We start from the raw sequence: 20,910 nt of genomic DNA, 5'->3' as shown, positions 1-20,910 counted from the left end.
TCAACGTCGCCACGCTGCCCATTCCTTCCCTACCCTTCTAGAATCAGACCTTCCGCCAGCGCTTGGCTTTGAACTCATGCCGGGGCAGGCTGCCCGGTTCCGCGAGCCGCACCGGGATGCGCATGGAGAAGGTATCTCGCAGCTTGGACTCGATCTGCTTGAGCAGGCTCTTGGACACATTCCCCGGCACCTCGATCAGGAGTTCGATTTCATCCATGGCATCCACCTTGCGCTGCTCCACCATGAACTCTTCCACGTCGCTGAACTGCCGCACCACGGCCTCGATGGCACTCGGATAAATGTTCACCCCACGCAGCACCACCATGTCATCCACGCGGCCCAGCACACCGCCTTCCAGAGTGAGGCGGCCTGCATGCATCACCTTCTTCACCCAGTCTCCGGTGCGGTAGCGCAGCAGAGGCCCCGCCGTGCGCACCAGTGTGGTCAGCACCAGCTCACCCTGCTGCCCGTCCTCCACTTCCACACCTGTTTCAGGGTCCACCACCTCAGCCAGATAAGCTTCTTCGATCACCGTCAGGCGGCCGGGGGTCTCGGTGGCTTCATAGCTCACGGGGCCCACCTCGGTCATGCCATGGTGGTCATAGACACGGGCATTCCAGAGTGCCTCGATCCGGCTGCGCACCTCGGGGATGCTGCCGCCGGGCTCTCCTGCCACGATCACCTTCTTCACCGCTAGAGACTCCAGGCTCACCCCGCTACCCGGCCCGATCAGCTCGCCCAGACGCAGCGCATAGGTCGGCGTGCAACACAGCACCGTCGCCCCATAGCGGGCCATCATCTCCAGGCGAGCTTGGCTGGAAAGCCCTCCGCTTGGCAAAGTCAGGTAATGACCGTTGGCGGCTTCATAAGCGGTCCAGAACCCCAGGAACGGGCCGAAGGAGAAGGCGAAGTAAATCCTGTCCTGCCCCTTCACCAGATCCGCCGCCTCATACACGCGACGCCAGCACGCCAGCATAGCCTCCCAACTCTCCGGCGTATCCAGCCAAGCCACGGGCTGGCCACTGCTGGTGCCGCTGGTCTGGCAAAAGCGCGTGTAAGCCGTGAGCGGCTGCGTCAGATGCGTGCCAAAGGGCGGATGCTCCAGACGATCGGCCAGCAGTTCCTGCTTCTCCGTGAAGGGCATCTTCTGGATGAAATCTTCCACGCCATTCACCGACGACGGTTGCAGCCCTGCGGCGCGGAATTTGCGAGCATAAAAGCCGTCTGCCTCCAGCAGCATCAGCAATAGCCCACGCAGCTTGCGCCACTGCCCCGTGCGCAAGCGGCCACGATCAATCGAAGAACATTCATCAGCCACAGGGAAGCCTTGTCGAGCCGAGGGAGCCGGTCAAATAGAGATGCACCCCGCCCTCTCCACCGGAGCGGTTTTCGCCCATGTCTGCTAGACCTCCCGGCATCGGCCAGATTCTTTGCCACGACGACCTGAATTTCCTCATCGCACCTCCGCCAAGCCGCGCACCGAGCCCACGGGACCGGCATCATCGCCGAGCTTGGCGAGAGCCAAGGGCACCCGATGACCACCGGGACGCCATTCATAGTCCGCAAGCTTTTCCGCCAAAGGTTTCAGGAGACGATCCCCTGCTCCGGTGGCGATGCCGCCGCCCAGGATGATCAGTTCTGGGTCCAGCACATTGATCAGGCTCGCCAAGGCACCGGCCAGATGCTTCACCGACTCCAGCCACACGGCCTCAGCGTGGGCATCTCCCGCCGTCAGCGCCTCCAGCAGCACATGGGTATTGGCATAGCGCCCTTCCCCTCGTTGTTGGATCGTCTTGTTGCCAATGGCTACCTCCAGGCTCCCGGGCGTGCCGTAGAGATCCAGGGGGGCATGCACATCCGTGGAAAGATGCCCCAGGTGCCCGGCTCGACCGATGGCTCCCTTGAGCAAACGACCACCGCTAAAGATCGCGCCGCCGACACCGGTGCCGAGGGTGACCATGAAGACATCCTGACAGCCCTTGGCGGCCCCGGTCCAAACCTCCCCTAGCAGGGCCGCGTGGGCATCGTTGAGCACATGAACCGACCGTTGCAGAAAGTGGCTCCAATCGAACTTCTCCAGACCATGCATGCGGCCCGGCATCCACTCGATGCAGCGCCCATCCGGCCGAGCCAAACCCGGTGCGGAGAGCCCTACTGGTAGTCTTTCCCCACCGGCCAAGGTTTCAAACTCCAGCACCAGCTCTCGCACACTGAGGGCAAAACGAGGAACATCCTCCACCCACTCTCCATCCAAGGTCGGTCGGCTGCGGCTGGCCTGCACCAAACCCGTTTCACGATCCATGAGCACCGCCTTGATATTCGTGCCACCGAGGTCAATTCCAATCGCCAAACTCATGCGCTGCGGCCCTCCGATACAGTCCATCCGCCATCCACGGCGAGCACTTGCCCCGTGATGAACTTCGCCGCCCGCGAGAGCAGAAAAAGCGCGGCTCCATCCACATCCTCCGGCACGCCGATGCGCCCGCCCTCCAAGGGTTGTTTGGCCTGCACAAAACTCATGATCGCCTCATCCCCTGCCGCGCGTTTGGACATGGGCGTCTCCACGAGCGCCGGAGCAATGACGTTCACCCGGATGTTTTGCGGAGCATAGTAGCTGGCGATGGATTTGCTGAATCCGAGAATGCCCGCCTTCGCCGCCGCATAGGCGTGACTGGCAAAGAACTCCGGCGAGGGTGACCACCCCAGCACGCTGCCCATGTTCAGGATGCAACCACCGTGACGCTGTTTCATCAACTGTTTCACCGCAGCGCGATTCGATGCCATCACCGAGGTGAGGTTCAGGTCTAACGTATAACGCAACCCCTCATCGGTGATCTCATGCAGCGGCCCATCCCCACGCGAGCGACCACTGCCCCCCGCCACATGATACAAGGCATCCAAACGACCAAAGGACTCCACCGCCAGAGTCACCGCTCGCTCAGCCGTCGCTGGGTCACTGGCATCTGCCGCAAAACCGCGAGCCCGCTTCCCCAGTACGTCTAACGCCGCCTGTACATTGGTTTCACTCCGGCTTGTCACCACCACGCAAGCCCCCTGCTCCACGAGCGCCTGGGCCGCAGACAGCCCCAAGCCCGTGGTGCCGCCCATGATCAGGACCACCAACCCCTCAACATCATAACGCACACTCATGTACCCTCAGTATCCAGGCTTGAAGCCTTAGGACAATCCTAAACTGTGCGCCCCTCCCTCTAAGGCGGGATGGGACAAGTGATGCGAGCACTCTTGCCCGCAATCCAACCTCGAGGGGGGTCCCCCCGGAGAAAGGTTCGTCATTTGGCCTTCCTTGCGGCCAAAAGTGGCCGCATCACTCTTCAAGCCAAAATCTCCTTCACCACATGGCCGTGCACATCCGTGAGGCGGAAGTCGCGGCCAGCGTGCCGGAAGGTGAGTCGCTCGTGATCCAGGCCTAACAAGTGGAGAACGGTGGCATGCAGGTCGTGCATGTGGACTTTCCCATCCACAGCTTGGAAACCGATTTCATCCGTAGCTCCGTGGGCGAAACCCGCCTTCACCCCGCCACCCGCCAGCCAAACAGTGAATCCGGCGGGGTTATGATCTCGCCCAGTGCCATTGCGCTCCGCATACGGGGTGCGACCAAACTCACCGCCCCACCAAACGATGGTGTCTTCCAGCAAGCCCCGCTGTTTAAGATCTTCCAGCAGACCAGCGATGGGTTTATCCACAGCAGCGGCGTGATCACCATGCTTGGGCAGATTGCTGTGCTGATCCCAGGCCGGGTTGTTAGAGTTGTCGCCGTAGTTGACCTGGATGTAACGCACCCCTTGCTCCGCTAATCGACGCGCCATGAGGCACTGCCGCCCGAAGTTATCGGTGACTTTCTCCCCAATGCCATAGAGCTGGAGAGTGGACTCGGATTCTTGAGCCAAATCCAAGGCATCCGGGGCATTGTTCTGCATGCGCCAAGCCAATTCATAACTTTGGATCACGGCCTCGATCTCGGTGTCCCCAGGGCGCATCTGTTGAGCATGAAGAGCGCCTAACAATTCATACTGTCGCCGCTGCTGCTCGGGTGTCCATGCTGTGTTGACGATGTTTTTGATCTTGGCCTCCTGGCTGGGCAGACCACTGCGCCCGAGCGGGGTGCCCTGATAGCGAGCTGGTAGAAAGGCATTGCCGTAATTCCGTGGGCCGCCATTGCCTAGGCTGGGGCTGATGGTTACAAAGCCTGGCAGGTTTTCATTCTCAGAACCGAGTCCATACATGACCCAAGCTCCCATGCTGGGACGGATGAAGCTGGTGGTGCCTGTATGGAGAAACAAGGTCGCCGGGCCATGTGCAACACCTTCCGTATGCATGCCATGGAGGAAGCAGAGATCATCCACATGGCGATTGATGTGCGGAAAGAGATTGGAGGCCCAGCGTCCGCTTTCGCCTTGCTGGGCAAATTCCCACAGGGGTTTCTTCAGTCGTTGGGGTGAGCCCTTGCCCGTTTTTGCGACCGTGCGAGGATCGGCAATATCAATGATCTTTTGATCGTCCTTCAGCAGTCGCGGTTTGTAGTCATAAGAATCCACGTGACTGACCCCACCCTGCATGAAAAGAAAGATCACGCGCTTGGCTTTGGGCACATGATGCGGCTGAAATCCCACGCCGCCCGCAGCCCATGCCTGCCTCTGAGCCAAAGCAGATGCGGCAAGATACCCGAAACCACAGCCCGTGGTCTGAAGAAAGGAGCGTCGGGAAGGGAGCATAGGCTTAGAACGTGGGTGCCAGGGGATTTTTTACCAAAAGCCAGCTCCCGCCGTCAATGTCCTAGGGTGAGGACAGGAAAAAGCGCCGTTTCCGAAGCAGCCTCAGGCGTTTCCATACAACGGGGACTCCTGAAGAGGAAAATTCCAGTCTCGACAAAGGCCAGGGATCGCTTTTTGATCGTTGTATTCCTGCCATGATCTCCCTCTGCCCGCTTGTCCGTCTGAACTGTGCTTTGTTACTGGTCGGAAGCCTTCTCAGCAGTTGCTCCTCTCAGCCCACACCTCCAGCTGCAGGCAGTGCGCCCATCGTAAAGCGCGACAAAGCCTTCTGGAATGGCGATCAAGTGGCAGGCAGTCCACGCATCGTGATTGATCTCTCCGCTCAGCGTATCCGCTATTACAAAGGCGGGCAGCTCGTGGGGCTGTCTCCGATTTCCTCTGGCCGAGAAAGCCACTCCACTGTGACAGGGGTTTTTCGCATCACTGAAAAGGACCGTTATCATCGCTCCTCCCTCTATGGAGCCTATGTGGATGAGGCGGACAACGTGGTGATGGAAGATGTGGACGTGCGCACGGACATCCGCCCACCCGGCACTCGTTTTCTGGGAGCCAAGATGCACTATTTCATGCGGGTCACTGGAGCCATTGGCATGCATGAAGGCTACCTGCCGGGCTATCCCGCCTCGCACGGCTGCATCCGTCTGCCCACTCACATGGCAGCGGCGTTTTATCATGCCACCCCTCACGGCACACCAGTCGAGATCGTGGGTGATGCCTCCGTGGCGGCCTATGAGCCCCCAGAGGCCACCCCTTCTACACCTCACCAACAGGCGAAGAAGAAGAGCTACAAGCCCACGAAAAAGCGCCCGGTGCCACCAGGAACGACGCTGTATCTGTGATCATTTAAACAGAGGCTCAAACAAAGGCTTGAGGAAAAGCGCCCCTGTAACCGAGAGGTGGTGAGAATCGATGTAAAGTGAGTGCCCCCCATGCTCGACACGGCTGCGTCCCTTCGCACCAGTGAGAAGTTCCATGGGTTCAACCACATGAGCTCCCGCCGTTTTTAAGCGAGGTATCAAGGATTGCATCACCTTATTGGCCACGTGATACTCTTCCATGCTCGTGCTCATGGCGACGGCATCGCTAGGCCAGAGGCCACCGAGAGCTAATGCCTTAGGAACATCGTAAGGTTGAGTTGGCACGTCCAGGACCACCCAGACTTGGGGACCGGCCTCCTTCAATCGTTGCACCGTCTGCACCAATGCATTTTCAAACCTCACTGAGTCCTTGCCTGAACATTCCATCCAGTACGCCGCTAGAATGACATGAGAGGCTTGGGTTTGTTTCAGCCTGGCCAGCACAGCTTCTGCCAGCAATTCCGTCCGCTCATTCAAACCATGACGGCTGCGGCGGTAGAAGCCAAACGTGGGAGAGGTGGCACTGTAAATCGCCATTTCCCCTGCGACCTGATTTTCCTCACACAAACGATCTAAAACCGGCATCAAACTGCGTGCATGGCTATCCCCCCAGAGCATGAGGCGGACGGGTCTGCCCTCAGCACCAAACTGGGGAAACTCACCCTTCTGAGCAGCCTCCAGACCCGTCCAACTCGCCGTTAGGTCTCGATCATCACGACCACGCGCATAGTTCAAAGCCGATTCTGGAATTCGCTCAGGAAGCCCCTGTCCACGCACCAGCCAGACACCAATCATCAAGGAGGTCATGATGGATCCCAGCCCCAAACCAAACACCATTCTCCGAGAGGTGATGAGGCCTTTCTTCCGAAACGGAGTCTCAACCCACTTCCATGAAGCCCAAGCCAACAGCATTGCCGCAACCACAAGTGCTGCACGCACACCGACAGCCAATCCCTCCTTCGAAACATTGAGGTAATGAGCCAACGCCAGAAGGGGCCAATGCCACAGATAGAGGGAATAGGAAATCAGTCCGATACCCACCAAAGGTCGCCAGGTGAACAAACGCCATGTCCAGGAGCGATCTCCTTGTGGCACATTCTCCCCCGGAGCGTGTGCCCAGATTAAACCCGCGGCCCCCAGGCATGGGAGAAGGGCTGCAAGCCCTGGAAAGGGGGTCTCATCCTCGTAGGCCAGCCCCGCAACGAAGATCATCACAAACGAAAGGCTGCCTATCCAATGCCTGATGCGCTTTGTTCGCGGCAGCCATGTCTGAGGGAGGCCTGCTAAAACCGAACCCGTTAACAGCTCCCAAGCTCGAGGGGGTAGCCAATAAAAAGCTGTATTGGCATCTCGATAAACACACACAACGCTCGCCACAAAACTCACCCCCCAAAGCCAAGCTAAGCCCCTAACCAAAGTGCGGCGTGTGGTGCTCATCCCACGACGCCTCTTCAGCCAAGCATGCCCTAATATGAGAACAATTGGAAGAATCACATAAAACTGCTCTTCCACAGCCAGCGACCACAGATGAAGAAGAGGCTTTTCCTCGGAAGCTGAAGAGAAATACCCAGAGTCCTTCCAAAAATAGAGATTCGCGCAGAAAAGCGCCTGAGCGATCACCGATTCCCCCAAGGACGAGAACGCATCCGGCATCAGGAGGAAGTAACCAGCCCCGACTGTCACCAACAGCATCACCAATAAGGCCGGAGCGATGCGGCGGAGTCGCCTTTCCCAAAAACTCACCAAGTCAATGCCCCCCCGATCCAGCTCTTTAAACAGCAAACCTGTGATCAAATAACCTGAGATCACGAAAAATAAGTCCACCCCTGTGTAGCCACCATTAAAACCAAAGTCGGCATGGAACAGAACCACCATCATCACGGCCACGCCGCGCAGGCCATCAATGTCAGGCCGATATGATGAAGATGATGGAAGACTCATTGAACTGGATGCTAGGAGGCGGTGAATCTGAGACTCTCAGTCACTCATTCATTGTCACGCATCGCCCGATCGTCAAAGCGAAGCTGCATCCGCCAGTATGCCCATTCAGTGGCAGACCCGTTCATCCCACAGCCGATCCCGGCTGATGCGCCGATTACGCCATAGCCACTCATCTCCAGTTCGAGTCCAGTGAGACCGAGATCGGACTGGTCAGCGAACCACTCGACAAACTCATGGCGGGTCAGGAAGAAGGATGTTTTCTCTGGCTTGTCACCCGGAGCAAACACGTCATAGTGTTCGAATGACCCGCACTGAAGCCTACCTAGCCTTGAACCTGATCCCCCAGGTAGGTCCGGTGCGTATCCGGCGCTTGATTCAGGCTCTGGGATCTCCTGAGAGCGTGCTATCGGCTTCCGTATCGGATCTGCTCCGGGTGGAGGGCATCGGTTCAGCTCAAGCCGAGGCCATTCATCAGTGGGACCGGGAAGGCCACCTGGAGAAGGAACTCCAGAAAGTCCGACAGCGGGGTCTGACCTTACTGACTCAAGAGGATGATCTTTATCCTCCTCTGCTCAAACAGGTGCATGATGCACCGGTGCTACTCTATGTCTGGGGAGAGCTCCAGAAACGGGATCACCATGCCATCGGTGTCGTCGGCAGCCGTCATGCCACGATCTATGGCATGAATGCGACCAAAAAACTGAGCTTTCAGATCGCCTACACGGGCTACACGGTGATCAGCGGGCTCGCACGAGGCATTGATACCGCTGCCCACGAAGCAGCCTTGGCGGCCAAGGGGCGCACCGTCGCGGTGATCGGTTCTGGCATCGGCAGGCTATATCCGCCTGAGAACAAGGCCCTGGCTGAACGCATCGCCCAGCAGGGTGCCGTCATCAGTGAGTATCCGGTGGACCGGCCTGCTGACCGCCAGACTTTTCCGTATCGCAATCGTGTGGTGGCAGGCTGGGGCAGTGGCTTACTCGTCGTCGAAGCCCCAGTCAAAAGCGGTTCTCTCATCACCGCCCAGCAGGCAGCGGAACAAGGCCGCACGGTCTATGCCGTGCCGGGGCCGATTGATAAACCCACCTCATCAGGCTGCAATCGCCTCATTCAACAGGGGGCGAAGCTGGTGATGGATGGGGCAGACATTCTCGACGACCTGATGGTGCTCTTTCCTACCGCACCCACGGCCCCGAAAGTCGAGCCGCCACCTCCTGCCGTGACCTTGACGCTGGATGAACAAATCCTCTTCAATGCCTTAACCTCGGACGAACTTCACATCGACGAGTTGACCTCCCGCTCTGGGCTGGCCCCTGGCACAGTGAACGTCAATCTGATGCGCCTGGAGATGAAACGCCTCATCCGCGCCCTCCCCGGGCGGCGATATGTGCGCGTAAATTGAGTCTGACCGAGGCTGTTGATTCCAAGGGCCTTGCCGATGCGTATCTCATAGGCTAATCATCGCGCCCCCTTTCTCGTTTCCTGACATTTAACCTTTATGCGCATCCTTCATCTCACGCCCGGAACCGGCAACTTTCACTGCGGAAGTTGCCTGCGAGACAATGCGCTTATCAAAGCGCTACGCGCTCGGGGACACGATGCCTTGATGGCCCCGCTTTACCTGCCCCTCGTCACCGACCGCGAGGTGGCAAATCCCGAGATCGGCATCCGGGTCGGCGGCATTTCGCTTTATCTTCAACAGAAGCTTCCCTGGTTCCGCTATGTGCCGCGTGCCGTGCATCGCTGGTTGGACAAACCGGAGCGCCTGCGCTTTGCCGCCAAGTTCATGGGGATGACCAGCGCCAAAGACCTGGGGGAAATGGCCCTGGGTGCCTTGGAGGGAGAATCGGGTCGTCAATGGCCTGAGTGGCAGCGTTTGATCGAGTGGATCCGCACTGAAGGAAAGCCCGATGTGGTCTCGCTCTCCAACAGCCTGCTTATGGGCCTTTGCCCCACGATTGAGCGTGACTTGGGCATCCCTGTGGTGGTTTCCCTGCAAGGAGAGGATTCCTTCCTCGACACCCTCATTGATCCCTATCGCGAGCAATGCTGGGCCGCCATGCGTAGCAATGCTCAACATGTCTCTCAGTTCGTTGCTCCCAGCCGCTTCTACGCTCAGGTCATGCAGGAAAAGCTGGGGGTCAGCGCGGATAAAATTTCGGTGGTTTACAATGGCCTGGATGCCAATTCCTTCGGCGTCGCTGATCCAGATCCAAACTGGCCGGTGATCGGCTATTTCGCGCGCATGATCCATGGTAAAGGCCTCACGACCCTTGTGGATGCCTTCATCGAGCTCTGCCGCCGCGGCAGCGTGCCACGGGTGAAGCTGAAGATCGGGGGAGCGAAAACCGCCGGAGACGAGAAGTATGTGAATGAACTCCAGAAAAAGCTGCGTGATGCCGGTCTGGAAAAACGGGTGGAATGGCATCCCAATGTCAACTTCTCAGATAAGGTGAAGTTCTTCCGCAATCTCACGGTGATGTCCGTGCCAGCTACCTACGGAGAGGCCTTTGGTCTTTACATCCTGGAAGCCATGGCCAGCGGCGTGCCTGTGGTGCAGCCTGAGCATGGAGCCTTCCCCGAACTCATCGCTGCCTCCGGTGGCGGGGTGACCTGCACGCCCGATGATCCAAAGGCGCTCGCGGACGCACTGGCCACCTTGCTGCAAGATGATCATCAACGCGAACAACTGACCAACCGTGGCCTTGCTGGAGTGCGCAATGAATTCAGTGCTGCCCGCATGGCCGAGCGTTTCGACGCTGTGTTGGCTCAGGTCCGGCCTTCTTAAGCTTTCTTTCGCAAGCGATTCCAAAACAAGCGCGGTTCACGCGTTGCCACATGTGCTGGGCAAGCTATGCTGCGCGCTATGAAGTCGCCCCTGCTCCAGTGTCTGCTGCTTGGCCTCACTCTTCTGATCAGCCTCCAGAGCCCTGCTGTAGGAGCCGAAGCTGAGAGTTACAAGGGCAAGGTCGTCGTCATCCCCGTCGGTGAGGAAGACCTCATTGCGCGGGCTCGATTTGAATTCATGTCCCGCACGCTCGAACGTTGCAGCCAGGAAGGAGCCGAAGCGGTGATCTTCGATCTCGATACTCCTGGAGGGCTGCTATGGGACACGGTGGATCTCATGATGAACGATCTGCAAAAGCTCAAGCCACGCAGCTTTGCCTTCGTCAACAAACGTGCACTCTCCGCGGGGGCCATGATCGCCGTCGCCACCGATGGCATCTACATGGCCCCAACCAGCACCGCCGGTGCGGCAACCCCGATCTATGGAAACGCTCAGGAAATGGGCGAAGCCGAGCGAGCCAAGATGAACTCCGCCACCATGGGCATGGCCCGCGCTGTCGCCAAACGGAAAGGCCATGATCCGCGTGTCATCGAAGCCATGATTGACATGAGTCGCGAACTGAAGGTGGGGGACTTGGAATTGGATACCAAGGAGTCCATCCTCACCCTGGATGCCCAAGAAGCCGTTCTGAAGCTGGATAATGGCAAGCCCGTCTTCGCCAAGGGCATCGTGGATACTCTGGAGGAAATCAAAAAAGCCGAAGGATTGAAAGGATCACTCGTCACAGCGGAGCCGACAGGTTTTGAATCCATCGCCATCTGGGTCACCAAGTATGCAGCCCTCCTCATTCTCATTGGTGTGGCCGGTGGTTACCTGGAGATGCAGACCCCTGGTTTTGGTATCCCCGGTTTTGTATCCATCGCCGCCTTCAGTCTCTTCTTTTTCGGTCACTATGTCGCAGGTAGTTTGGTCGGCCAAGAGACGGCCGCTGTCGCGGCTCTCTTTGTCATCGGCATCATCCTGCTAATCATGGAACTCGCTGTCTTTCCAGGGCTGCTGGTGCCCGGCATCCTGGGTTTTCTCCTTGTCATGGTGGCCCTGGTTTACACCATGTCCGCGTGGGAGATGCCCCCCCTACCTGGAACCACTCCTGGAGAAGGTGAAAGCGGGAACGGATTTGACATCCAGATCTATGCCATCGGTTTGCGTAACTTCGCGTTAGGCATTTTAGGAGCGGGAGTGGTCATCCTCGCAGTATTCCGGTTCCTTCCTCAAACAGGGCCATTTCAAAAACTCGTGCTGGCATCCGCCATTGATGGAGGTGACGCGCTCCCCAAACGTCAAATCGTGCAGGTGGGAGATGTGGGCCAGACTTGCAGTGCTCTGCGCCCCTATGGCACCGTGCAGTTCGGTGAAGAACGCCTGGAAGCCATGGTTGAAGGCGGCTACCTCCTGAACGGAACTGCAGTGAAAGTGCGTGAAATCCAAGGGCCCAAGATCATCGTTGAGCCCTTGGCGTAAAGCTTTCTACTTCCGCTCCTTTGCTAACGCCGCCTTGATCTCCTGCGCCACCTTTTGGGCAAGATACTCAGAGCCGCTATCGTGATAGTGCACATCCTGTGGCTTCTGCATTACCGCAAGTTTAGGGGTGATCCAGGCATTGAGATCATTGACCGTCACTCCGTTTTCCTTCATCACTTTTTCAGCGATCTGATTGTATTCCGCCACTTGGCCAAATTCACGAGGTGGGATGAGCGGGCCTTGCGGGATCGGGGTAATGGAGGCCCAGATCAAGCGTGCCCCCGTTTTCTGCATCCGGGCGACAAGCTTGCGTAGATTGGCCTCATAGTCAGCAGGCTCCACTTGGCGCTTGCCATCCGGCATGATCTTCAGATCGTGAATTCCCCAGTTGAAGTGGATGACATCCCAGAGGCCAGAGCCTAGCCACTTCTCCATGTTCGCCACACCATTCTTTGTGGGACCACCGTTTTGGGGGATGCGATGCACATTGGCGAAACCTTCCAGCAGCTTCCGTGTGGGCAAGGTATATCCCATGGAAATGGAGTCACCGATGAGCAACACACGAGGCAAACCCGGCACGTCATCGACCGGCACCACTGAAGGATGCGGAGCTGACTTCTTGGGTGCCGGGTCGGCAGCGTGAATCAAAAGACTGGCGGCAAAGGGCAGCGACAAGAGCAAATGGCGGAGCTTCATCCGCACAGCTTGAGAAAGACCGGCCCGTTCTGACAAGTCAAAACCGCACCCTCGAAACAAAACCTCGGTCCATGGACAAAAAGATGTGAAAGCACCCGTCATCCAAGCTCTTTTGTTCATGCCATGGAATTCCAAATCCACGAGATCCACTTCCACGTTCTGCCGATGCGCACGCGCTTTCCCTTCAAGTATGGGATCGCCAGTCTGAGTGCCCTCCCGCATCTCTTCGTGAGTGTGACCCTGAGCGTTGATGGCAAAACCGCACAGGGCCTTGCCAGTGAAGGTTTGGCCCCCAAGTGGTTCACCAAAGACCCAACCACCAGTTGCGAGCAGGATCTGGCCGAGATGCTGGCTGTCGTTCAAAACGCGTCTCGCATCGCTGAAAACGCGGCCATGCAGCCGATTCGTTATTTCCCCTGGTGGCAGGCCCTCTATCAGGAACAAGCTCGCTGGGCTGGCGTGAAACAAATCCCCTCTCTACTGGCCAATCTCGGAGTCAGCCTCATGGAAAGAGCGGTGCTTGATGCCCTCTGCAAAGTAGCACAGACACCTCTGCATCGTTGGCTAACCAGCGATGCACCCGGAATTGATCTGGGTAAAATTCATGAGGAACTGCGGGGCATCCAAGCCGCCGACGTGCTGACTTCCAGCCCGGCCGACCAAGTCGCAGTGCGTCACACTGTCGGCTTGGGTGATCCACTCCGCGCTAGAGACATTCCTGCGGAGGAGCGTTTGGACGATGGTCTTCCTCAAGGTCTGGATGAATCCATTCGTACTTACGGGCTGCGTTACTTCAAGATCAAAGTCTGCGGTCAAAAGGAGGTGGATTTGCCACGGCTGCGCCAGATTACCGCTGTGCTCGTGGAAGAATGCCCTCAAGGCTTCAAAGCCACCTTGGATGGCAATGAGCAATTTCAGGTACTGGCTGCCTTCCGCGAGTTTTATGATGCACTCAGTGCCGATCCATCTCTAGCCCCCCTGTTTCAAAACCTGTTATTCATCGAACAACCTCTGCATCGAGCGCATGCTCTGGCGGACGATGTAGAAGAGGCCATCGCTGGCTGGAAGGATGGACCCGGCATCATCATTGATGAAGCCGACAGTTCCGTTAAGGACCTCCCTCGAGCTTTGAGCCTGGGATACAGCGGCACCAGTCATAAGAATTGCAAAGGCATCCTCAAAGGAATCACCAACGCTGCCTTGATCCAAACACGAGCCGCCTCCGCATCCCGCCCACTCATCCTCAGTGGCGAAGATTTGGCCAATGTCGGTCCGGTAGCCTTGCTGCAAGATCTGGCCATGATGGCGACGCTGGGCATTTCTCATGTGGAGCGCAACGGGCATCATTACTTCCGTGGCTTATCCATGTACTCGCCTGAAGTGCAGCAGGCCGTATTAGCCGCGCATCCTGGCCTCTATGACGCCCATGCCAAGGGCTTCCCGACGCTCGCCATCCAAGCCGGACAACTCGATATCCGCAGTATCAACGCAGCACCGTTTGGTTGTGGCATCGAATTGAATTTGGAGAGTCTAACGCCTCTGAATACATGGATCAAGCAAGGCGGCATGGCAGCTCTTTAAAACATCCCGCTCAACCCATCCGCACATCCAGATAATCCAGCGTCACAGGTTTACCACTCTGATGGATAAACTCGAAGGTGTTGTGACCATTCTTCAATAAGGCCGCAGGCACCTTCCAGGCACGCAAGGTTTCAGGCTTGCCTAACAAGGACGGATAAGGGTTCTCAAAAGGTTCGCTCACATCATCATGGGGACTCAATTCGGTGCCGTTGCAGCGCGCCAGGATCACCCGACCTTCTAAGCGGGCATCGGCCTGGAGGCGAAGTCTTCCCTCTCCTTTCCAGCCCCCGGTAGGCGGAGCCATATCGAGCTCAAACCGAGTCTGATTCTTCTCACGTAAGCCACGAGGTAAAATGGGGGGACGCACATACGGATTGTTCCACCCGGTGGCCAGGAACCAATGCTGCGCTTTCTTGGCCAAGGGCGCAGGATCACCCAGTTTATTCAAGACCTCGAATGGAGGCTCAGCGAAAGGTCCACGTCCAGGTCCCCCATGCTCGCGATAGTAGGCAAAATTGAAGAGGCTCACACCATCCGCCCCTCGAGCGTAGCCCAGATGTGCGGTGGTTTCATACTGCTCCGGTGTCGCCCGGCGGAAGGTAAAGGTGTCATACCCAGGCACCAGCCGAGTGCCGTTGGCGATGGAATGACACATCTCGACATAGAGTGACGCAGGCTCAGGCACGAGGGCTCGAATCTCGGCGATCTCCATTTGCTGAGTGGTGAAGTAGCTGGCGGAGATGTTCACCATATCCACGCCCGCAGCAACGAACTCGGGTAGGTTCAGCCCGAGCGCATCCAGCCCTTTCAGCAAACAAGGAACCCGCACACACAACCAGCGACGGCGCCCGCCACGTGCGGTCCGGTCCAAGACCTCACGCACCTGTTTGACAAAACCGGTCATGATCTGCTGACGCTGCGCCAGGGACGTACCCGCTTCGTCGAAGAAGCTATAAAACCGCATGTAGTCCAGCTCCAAACCATCGAGATCATAGTTCTCACAAAGCTCCGTAATGAGCGCCTGCTTCTGAGCTCGCACATCGTCGTGAATCCAGTTCTGCACGAGATCCGCGCCCCGTTTGGATTCCTGCTTAAACGTGTATTCGGGATGATCCACATAGTGCTGGGTCACACTCATGCCCATGCTGCTACCCGGTTTATCTCCTGGCTTTGGGTGAGTGAACTCTTTGTGATGGGCATCATTTAGCCGGAATGAGATGAACGCGGCTTGCTTTGTGGCCCGGCAGCGATCCACAAAGATCTGAACGACATCTCCGCCCCTCATGACAAAATTGCCAAATGAGTCCGGCCCGACCCCATAACGTTCTTTGATCCAGGCATAATGAGGCTCCAGCGGCATCACCTTACTCGGCCACATGGGCACCATGCCTAAACCTGGCTGGAGGAAGTGGGCATCCACACGCCCCGCCACTTCATCCACCGTCGCCTCCAGCATCTCCTTGCGAAACGGCTGTCGTGCCTGGTGAAAGGGACTGACGCAGCTGGTGATGTTCGTCGTATCGTTGCTGTAAATGACTCGAAAGGGAGCCTTAGCACGGGCTGACTCCGCTTGAGAGAAAGGCACTGAGGCCAGAGTGGCCGCTGTGGTTTGGAGAAACTGACGCCGATGAAGCATGGGGAGAGGAAACGCAGCTTCCATCTCCCAACACGCATTAAAAACAGGGCTTTAGTCTTCCCCCAAGGCTTTCAGCAGCTTCCCATGAATGCCATCGAAACCGCCGTTGCTGAAGATCACGATCACATCTCCTGACTTGGTCTCACCCTTCAAGCGGCTCACAATCGCCGCAACATCGGGCTCATGATAGCAGGGTTTGCCCGCAGCACTCACACTGCGCGCCACAAGCTCCGGATCAAGCCTCTCAGCGGCGGCCACTTTCTCAGGGTTGGCCACTGCCGCGATGACGGAACCATCAGCTTCCTTGAGTGCTTCGATCAACTCGTTCTGCAAAAGATTACGCCGACTCGTATTCGAGCGCGGCTCAAAGACCGCCCACAGACGCTGGCCTGGATACCGCTGACGCAGACCACGCAGGGTTTCCCGGATCGCCGTCGGATGGTGACCGAAATCATCGATCACCGTGACTCCACCCGCCACACCTCTCACCTGCTGACGCCGACGGATACCTTTAAAGCTTTCCAACCCGGCTCGGATTTCATCATCACTCAAGCCCGCATGGCGTGCCGCGCAAACACACATAGCGGCATTGCGCACATTGAATTCGCCGATCATTGGCACGCTGAAGGGCACGCCGTTGATCTCAAACCCCGTGCTTTCGGGAGTCGCTTCCGTGATGCGGATGCGCTCGCTACAACTCTCTCCCAAGCCCACCGTTTTCACGGGTGCATAACTCTTCAGGCCGAGGCAGTTTTTATCGTCACCATTGAGCAAAACCAGTCCATTCCGTGGCACACTATTCAGCAAACGCTGAAAGGTAAGCAAGATGGCATCGAGATCTGCAAAGATATCGGCGTGATCAAACTCAATGTTATTCACGATGGCACATTCCGGCAGATAATGCAGGAACTTGGAGCGCTTATCAAAGTAGGCCGTGTCATATTCATCCCCTTCGATCACGAAAAGATCGCTATGATTGAAGCGCGCACCACTGGTGAAGTTCTCCGGCACCCCACCGATCATGAAGCCCGGATTCTTCCCTGCATGCTCAAAGATCCAGGAAAGCATCGTGGTGGTCGTCGTCTTGCCATGCGTCCCACTCACGACAAAGCTGCGCTTTCCCTGAATCACTTCCGTCTTCAGCAGCTCGGCCATGGAGACATAGGGCAGCTTTCTCTCCAGCAGTGTTTCCAACTCTTCATTGCCACGGGAGATAGCATTGCCGACCACATACACGTCCGCATGAGCGGGCAGGTTCTCGGGGAGGTAGCCCTCGCTTACCGTGATACCCGCCTCACGCAGCACATCTGACATGGGGGGATAAACTTTCTCGTCCGAGCCGGAGATGGTATAACCGAGAGCACGAAGAGCCACTGCGGTGGAGCCCATGGCGGTGCCGCAGATGCCGATGAAATGGAGATGCTTAGAAGAGGACATGTCAGAAACCGCGCCCAGCCGGCTGCGGCTGCCGTCTCAGGTAGGGCAAGACGAAGGTGGGGCAAGGAGTTTTCCGAGAGATTTCAGTTCGTGCATCCTGCGCTGCTCACGGCTCATCCAAGCAATCTCGCAGCACTTTGAGCAGAGAGTCCGCCGTGTAGGGCTTCGCAACAAAATGCTTCACCCCCTCATTGGCAGCCCGGGTGACGGAATCTTGGGTCGAAATTCCGCTGGCGGCGATGATCTTCAGACTCGGGGTCATTTTCCGCAGCACCTTGATCGTCGCAGGGCCATCCATGACGGGCATCATCATATCTGTCAGCACAATGGAGACTACCCCCTTATGCTGAGCATAGAGAGTGACCGCCTCGGCCCCATCTGCTGCGAGCAGGACTTTATATCCGAACGCCTGGAGAGTCTGCTGAGTAATTTCGCGGATGGTCAGCTCGTCATCGACGACGAGAATCGTCTCCCCACGACCGCGCGACAGTTCCTCCACTTGCATTTCCTCCACCATTTGGCCCGACTGCTCCCGAGCGGGCAGATAGAGGCTGAAAGAGCTTCCTCTTCCTTGCTCGCTGGTCACCCGGATAAAGCCTCCGTGACTTTTCACGATGGCCAGAGAGGTGGAAAGCCCCAAGCCAGTGCCTTTACCGAGTTCCTTGGTCGTAAAGAAAGGGTCAAAAATCTGCTCAATGATGGCTGGCGGGATGCCACTGCCGGTGTCGGTGACATGGAAAACCAAGTAGGGGCCAGGGGTGGCATCCAGATTCATGGCCGCATAGTTTTCATCCAGCCGCTCATTCTTGGCACTGACCGAGATCCGCCCCCCATCGGGCATGGCATCACGGGCATTCACACAGAGATTCAGCAGCACTTGGTGGAGTTGGGTGGGGTCTCCCACCACCGGCCAAAGGCTTTCATGATAGTCGGTGACGATCTGAATATTCTTCGGGAAGGTATCGCGAGCGATCTTTTCGATGTCTCGAATGAGCATGTGAGCATGCACATCCATGCGCCGCCCCTCCATGCCTCGGGCAAAGGAAAGCACCTGATTGACCATCTCAGCGCCGCGCTGGGCACTCTGTGAAATGGTGGCGAGAATGTCCTGACTGATCTGATCCGTCATCCGCATCTTGAGGAGATCAATGGCCATCATGATCGGGGCGAGAACGTTGTTCAAATCGTGAGCGATCCCCCCCGCCAAAGTGCCAATACTCTCCATGCGTTGCGCCCGTAGGAACTGCTGCTCCAGGCGCTTTTTCTCCGTGATGTCGGTGTTGATGCAAAGAACCGCTTTGGGTTTCCCCACGCTGTCTTTCACCATCGTCCAACGGCACTCAATGATTAGCGGCTTACCATCCTTGGCATACTGATCCAGCTCGCCCACCCATTCCCCCTCATGGAAGAGCTGGTGGATGGCGTCGTTAAAGTCCCCTGTTGATTGGTAAAAGATATCCGTGACTCGTTTACCAACCACCTCTTCTGCCGACCAGCCATAGAGCGCTTCCGCACTCTTGTTCCAGTAGGTGATCCGATGCTCTAGATCCCGCACCAGGATCGCATCCTGAGCTTTGTCGAGCAGAGAGGCTTGTTCAAAAATCCGTTCGTCAGTTTCCTGCCGTTCAAGCTCATCGGCCACACGCGCGGCAAAGATTTTGAGGGTCGAGTGCACAAGTGAGGTGTGATCCAGAGGATGCCGGAAAAAAACGGCCATGATACCGCTGACCTCATTGCGCGTATCCATTAAGGGGATGCCAGCATAAGCTTCGATCCCGTTGTCTTTCAGCCACGTATCCTCAGGGAATTGCGTCTGGATACCATTTTCAAAAATGCAAGTGTAGCCGAGGCTCACTCCCTCACAGGGCGTGCCAGGGAGTTGGTAATGCACATTCTCTTTAAGTTGGCCATCCATGAAGAGAACCCTGGTTTCCACACTCTGTTGAACCTTCGGATCCAGTCTACCGATGATACCGCCATCTGCCTCCAAAGCCTCCACCATGTTTCGTGTGAGTGACTGAAAGAAGTCTTCTCCATGCCCTGCCGACACGGCTTGGGATACCTTCAACACCACATCCTGCATGCGCTGCCGCTCCTGACGACTACGGATGTGGCGAATGCCAAAGGCCAAATCCTCGGCCATTTCATGAAGCATCTTAATCTCATCAGGCCCCGCCTGATGGACTTCCGATGCATAGAGAGCCAAAAGACCAAAGGTGCGCTTTTCATCATGTAAGGGCAGACACACGATACCGCGATAGCCGCGTCCTAGCGCTTCTTCCTTCCAGAAAAATCCTGCGGATTCCTGGAAGATGTCCTCACAGATCACCGTCTGACCGGAGCGAATGCAGCGAGCGGCGGGACCATGCCCCGTGGGGTGAGCATCAGACCAACTGAGCTGAATGTGCTTGAGATAGCCCGCCTCATGGCCGGCATGAGCCATGGGTTGAATGCAGTGGCTCTCATCATTCATGGCATAACCCACCCATGCCATCCGGTAGCCGCCGATCTCCACCGCAAGTCGACATACTTCTGCCAAGAGATGCTGTTCGTCGGTGGCATGCACCACCGATTCATTGCAGGCCGACATCATTTTAAGGGCACGGTTGGTGCGTGCCAAAAGCAGCTCAGCCAACTTGCGCTCAGATATATCCTGAATCGTCACCACCCAATACAAAGGCGGACTTTCAAATTCCCGAACGCTAACCAAATCCACTTGAGCATCAAAGGTGCTGCCATCAGCACGAAGCATCGGCATCTCGAACTGCACTTGGCCTTCTCGATCCGCTTCAACGATGTGCTGCTGCAAGGCGAGGTGATGATCGACTGGATAGAGCGAACTGAGCTTGAGCCCGGCAATCTCCCCCGAAGGCCGATCATGCAAACGAGCTAAGGCACTATTACTGGCAAAGATACTCTGATCCGAGGGCGTGCAGATCAGGATGCCTTGAGCACAGTTTTCAAAAGCATCTGCCCAACGCCTCAGTTCGCGCCCCAAGCGCTGCTCGTCCTCCAAAACGCTGAGCAAAGCATTGCGGGATTTTTCGGCCAAATCCAACAGGCGACTCGTCTCCTGCTCACTGCGAAGAAGTTGGCTGTTCTGCTCCTCTAAAATACTCGCGAAACGATCTTTTTCTGCGATCTCACGTGCGAGCTGCCGCGCTTGCCTGCGGAGTTCCAATTGGGCCACCACGTTTCGGCTCAGTGTTTCCAGCGCCTCTACCTGAGCAGGCGTCAGATGCCGCGGTTCACGATCCAAGACACATAACGTGCCAAGCGCATGCTTTCCGCGAGTCACTAGAGGAGCTCCAGCATAAAATCGGACGTGCATTTCTCCCGTCACATCGGGATGGTCAGAAAAACGTGCGTCTTGACTCGCATCCGGAACCTCCATCACATGACCACTGTCAAGAATGGCGTGCGCGCAAAAGGCCGTATCCCGAGAGGTCTCCCCTGCACTGACGGAAATGCCGACCTGAGACTTGAACCACTGCCTGTTTTCATCGATCAGCGATACCAAGGCAATAGGAGCTTGGCAGATGTGTGCAGCCAGTTGCGCCAAGCCATCAAAGGCTTCTTCTGGAGGGGTGTCGAGGATCTCATACTCGCGCAGAATGGCGAGTCTCTCGTCTTCATCTTCAGGAATAGGGGCTTTCATGA

At 57.0% G+C, this 20,910-nt stretch carries 15 protein-coding genes; 5 read left to right on the top strand and 10 right to left on the bottom strand.

Annotated elements, in window-relative coordinates; genetic code table 11:
* Positions 1-43: 43 nt before the first annotated feature.
* From B5D61_RS09260 to B5D61_RS09245, 4 genes are all read right to left on the bottom strand, one after another.
* Positions 44-1,318 (bottom strand): phenylacetate--CoA ligase family protein, encoded by a 1,275-nt coding sequence (locus B5D61_RS09260; protein WP_217698951.1) that lies wholly within the window; start codon positions 1,316-1,318, stop codon positions 44-46.
* A 135-nt stretch (positions 1,319-1,453) separates the two neighbouring features.
* Positions 1,454-2,356 (bottom strand): ROK family protein, encoded by a 903-nt coding sequence (locus tag B5D61_RS09255; protein WP_078813303.1) that lies wholly within the window; start codon positions 2,354-2,356, stop codon positions 1,454-1,456.
* The gene (locus B5D61_RS09250) at positions 2,353-3,150 is read right to left on the bottom strand and encodes an SDR family NAD(P)-dependent oxidoreductase (RefSeq protein ID WP_078813060.1); all 798 of its coding nucleotides are present in this window, start codon (positions 3,148-3,150) and stop codon (positions 2,353-2,355) included. Before B5D61_RS09250 ends, B5D61_RS09255 begins: the two co-directional genes overlap by 4 nt.
* Positions 3,151-3,332: 182 nt before the next feature.
* Positions 3,333-4,733, bottom strand: coding sequence for a DUF1501 domain-containing protein (locus B5D61_RS09245; RefSeq protein WP_078813059.1), 1,401 nt, complete (start codon positions 4,731-4,733; stop codon positions 3,333-3,335).
* A 194-nt stretch (positions 4,734-4,927) separates the two neighbouring features.
* Here B5D61_RS09245 and B5D61_RS09240 point away from each other — a divergent pair, with 194 nt between their 5' ends.
* The gene (locus tag B5D61_RS09240; RefSeq protein WP_078813058.1) at positions 4,928-5,632 is read left to right on the top strand and encodes a L,D-transpeptidase family protein; all 705 of its coding nucleotides are present in this window, start codon (positions 4,928-4,930) and stop codon (positions 5,630-5,632) included.
* Here B5D61_RS09240 and B5D61_RS09235 read toward each other — a convergent pair whose 3' ends face one another.
* Together B5D61_RS09235 and B5D61_RS09230 are read right to left on the bottom strand one after the other, a co-directional pair.
* Positions 5,633-7,591, bottom strand: coding sequence for an acyltransferase family protein (locus B5D61_RS09235; RefSeq protein ID WP_078813057.1), 1,959 nt, complete (start codon positions 7,589-7,591; stop codon positions 5,633-5,635).
* Between the two features lie 44 nt (positions 7,592-7,635).
* The gene (locus B5D61_RS09230) at positions 7,636-7,878 is read right to left on the bottom strand and encodes a hypothetical protein (protein WP_078813056.1); all 243 of its coding nucleotides are present in this window, start codon (positions 7,876-7,878) and stop codon (positions 7,636-7,638) included.
* 14 nt (positions 7,879-7,892) lie between these two features.
* Here B5D61_RS09230 and dprA point away from each other — a divergent pair, with 14 nt between their 5' ends.
* The 3 genes from dprA to B5D61_RS09215 all read left to right on the top strand — a co-directional run bounded on the left by dprA (position 7,893) and on the right by B5D61_RS09215 (position 11,900).
* A complete protein-coding gene (dprA, locus tag B5D61_RS09225; RefSeq protein ID WP_078813055.1) occupies positions 7,893-8,993 on the top strand; it encodes a DNA-processing protein DprA in 1,101 nt (366 codons plus the stop codon).
* 96 nt (positions 8,994-9,089) lie between these two features.
* On the top strand, positions 9,090-10,379 hold the full coding sequence (locus B5D61_RS09220; protein ID WP_078813054.1) for a glycosyltransferase family 4 protein: 1,290 nt from the start codon (positions 9,090-9,092) through the stop codon (positions 10,377-10,379).
* Positions 10,380-10,457: 78 nt separating this feature from the next.
* Positions 10,458-11,900: an NfeD family protein gene (locus tag B5D61_RS09215; RefSeq protein WP_078813053.1), complete on the top strand. Its 1,443-nt coding sequence runs from the start codon at positions 10,458-10,460 to the stop codon at positions 11,898-11,900.
* Positions 11,901-11,906: 6 nt separating this feature from the next.
* On the opposite strand, the gene B5D61_RS09210 is transcribed toward B5D61_RS09215, so the two are convergent.
* Positions 11,907-12,596 (bottom strand): SGNH/GDSL hydrolase family protein, encoded by a 690-nt coding sequence (locus B5D61_RS09210; RefSeq protein WP_078813052.1) that lies wholly within the window; start codon positions 12,594-12,596, stop codon positions 11,907-11,909.
* Between the two features lie 123 nt (positions 12,597-12,719).
* On the opposite strand from B5D61_RS09210, the gene B5D61_RS09205 reads away from it, so the two are divergent.
* Complete coding sequence (locus B5D61_RS09205; RefSeq protein WP_078813051.1) at positions 12,720-14,177, top strand: enolase-like domain-containing protein; 1,458 nt, start codon at positions 12,720-12,722, stop codon at positions 14,175-14,177.
* A gap of 10 nt (positions 14,178-14,187) precedes the next feature.
* Here the strand turns inward: B5D61_RS09205 and B5D61_RS09200 are convergent, their stop codons facing one another.
* From B5D61_RS09200 to B5D61_RS26625, 3 genes are all read right to left on the bottom strand, one after another.
* Entirely contained in the window at positions 14,188-15,813 is a 1,626-nt protein-coding gene (locus B5D61_RS09200) for a glycoside hydrolase family protein (RefSeq protein ID WP_176159323.1), read from the bottom strand.
* Positions 15,814-15,864: 51 nt separating this feature from the next.
* Entirely contained in the window at positions 15,865-17,250 is a 1,386-nt protein-coding gene (gene mpl / locus B5D61_RS09195) for a UDP-N-acetylmuramate:L-alanyl-gamma-D-glutamyl-meso-diaminopimelate ligase (RefSeq protein ID WP_078813049.1), read from the bottom strand.
* A 106-nt stretch (positions 17,251-17,356) separates the two neighbouring features.
* Positions 17,357-20,908: a GAF domain-containing protein gene (locus B5D61_RS26625; protein WP_217698950.1), complete on the bottom strand. Its 3,552-nt coding sequence runs from the start codon at positions 20,906-20,908 to the stop codon at positions 17,357-17,359.
* Positions 20,909-20,910 lie beyond the last annotated feature (2 nt).

Origin of the sequence: Prosthecobacter debontii (assembly GCF_900167535.1) — a bacterium.
GTDB classification, from domain to species: Bacteria; Verrucomicrobiota; Verrucomicrobiia; order Verrucomicrobiales; family Verrucomicrobiaceae; genus Prosthecobacter; species Prosthecobacter debontii.
The sequence above is the reverse complement of the archived record's forward strand: the minus strand, read 5'-3'. Positions and strand labels throughout refer to the sequence as shown.

Coding starts and splice junctions, on each gene's coding strand:
- B5D61_RS09255 (WP_078813303.1), bottom strand. CDS start 2,356: ATGAGTTTGGCGATTGGAATTGACCTCGGTGGCACGAATATCAAGGCG.
- B5D61_RS09250 (WP_078813060.1), bottom strand. CDS start 3,150: ATGAGTGTGCGTTATGATGTTGAGGGGTTGGTGGTCCTGATCATGGGC.
- B5D61_RS09215 (WP_078813053.1), top strand. CDS start 10,458: ATGAAGTCGCCCCTGCTCCAGTGTCTGCTGCTTGGCCTCACTCTTCTG.
- B5D61_RS09200 (WP_176159323.1), bottom strand. CDS start 15,813: ATGCTTCATCGGCGTCAGTTTCTCCAAACCACAGCGGCCACTCTGGCC.
- B5D61_RS09210 (WP_078813052.1), bottom strand. CDS start 12,596: ATGAAGCTCCGCCATTTGCTCTTGTCGCTGCCCTTTGCCGCCAGTCTT.
- B5D61_RS09235 (WP_078813057.1), bottom strand. CDS start 7,591: ATGAGTCTTCCATCATCTTCATCATATCGGCCTGACATTGATGGCCTG.
- B5D61_RS09245 (WP_078813059.1), bottom strand. CDS start 4,733: ATGCTCCCTTCCCGACGCTCCTTTCTTCAGACCACGGGCTGTGGTTTC.
- B5D61_RS09220 (WP_078813054.1), top strand. CDS start 9,090: ATGCGCATCCTTCATCTCACGCCCGGAACCGGCAACTTTCACTGCGGA.
- dprA (WP_078813055.1), top strand. CDS start 7,893: ATGACCCGCACTGAAGCCTACCTAGCCTTGAACCTGATCCCCCAGGTA.
- B5D61_RS09240 (WP_078813058.1), top strand. CDS start 4,928: ATGATCTCCCTCTGCCCGCTTGTCCGTCTGAACTGTGCTTTGTTACTG.
- B5D61_RS09205 (WP_078813051.1), top strand. CDS start 12,720: ATGGAATTCCAAATCCACGAGATCCACTTCCACGTTCTGCCGATGCGC.
- mpl (WP_078813049.1), bottom strand. CDS start 17,250: ATGTCCTCTTCTAAGCATCTCCATTTCATCGGCATCTGCGGCACCGCC.
- B5D61_RS26625 (WP_217698950.1), bottom strand. CDS start 20,908: ATGAAAGCCCCTATTCCTGAAGATGAAGACGAGAGACTCGCCATTCTG.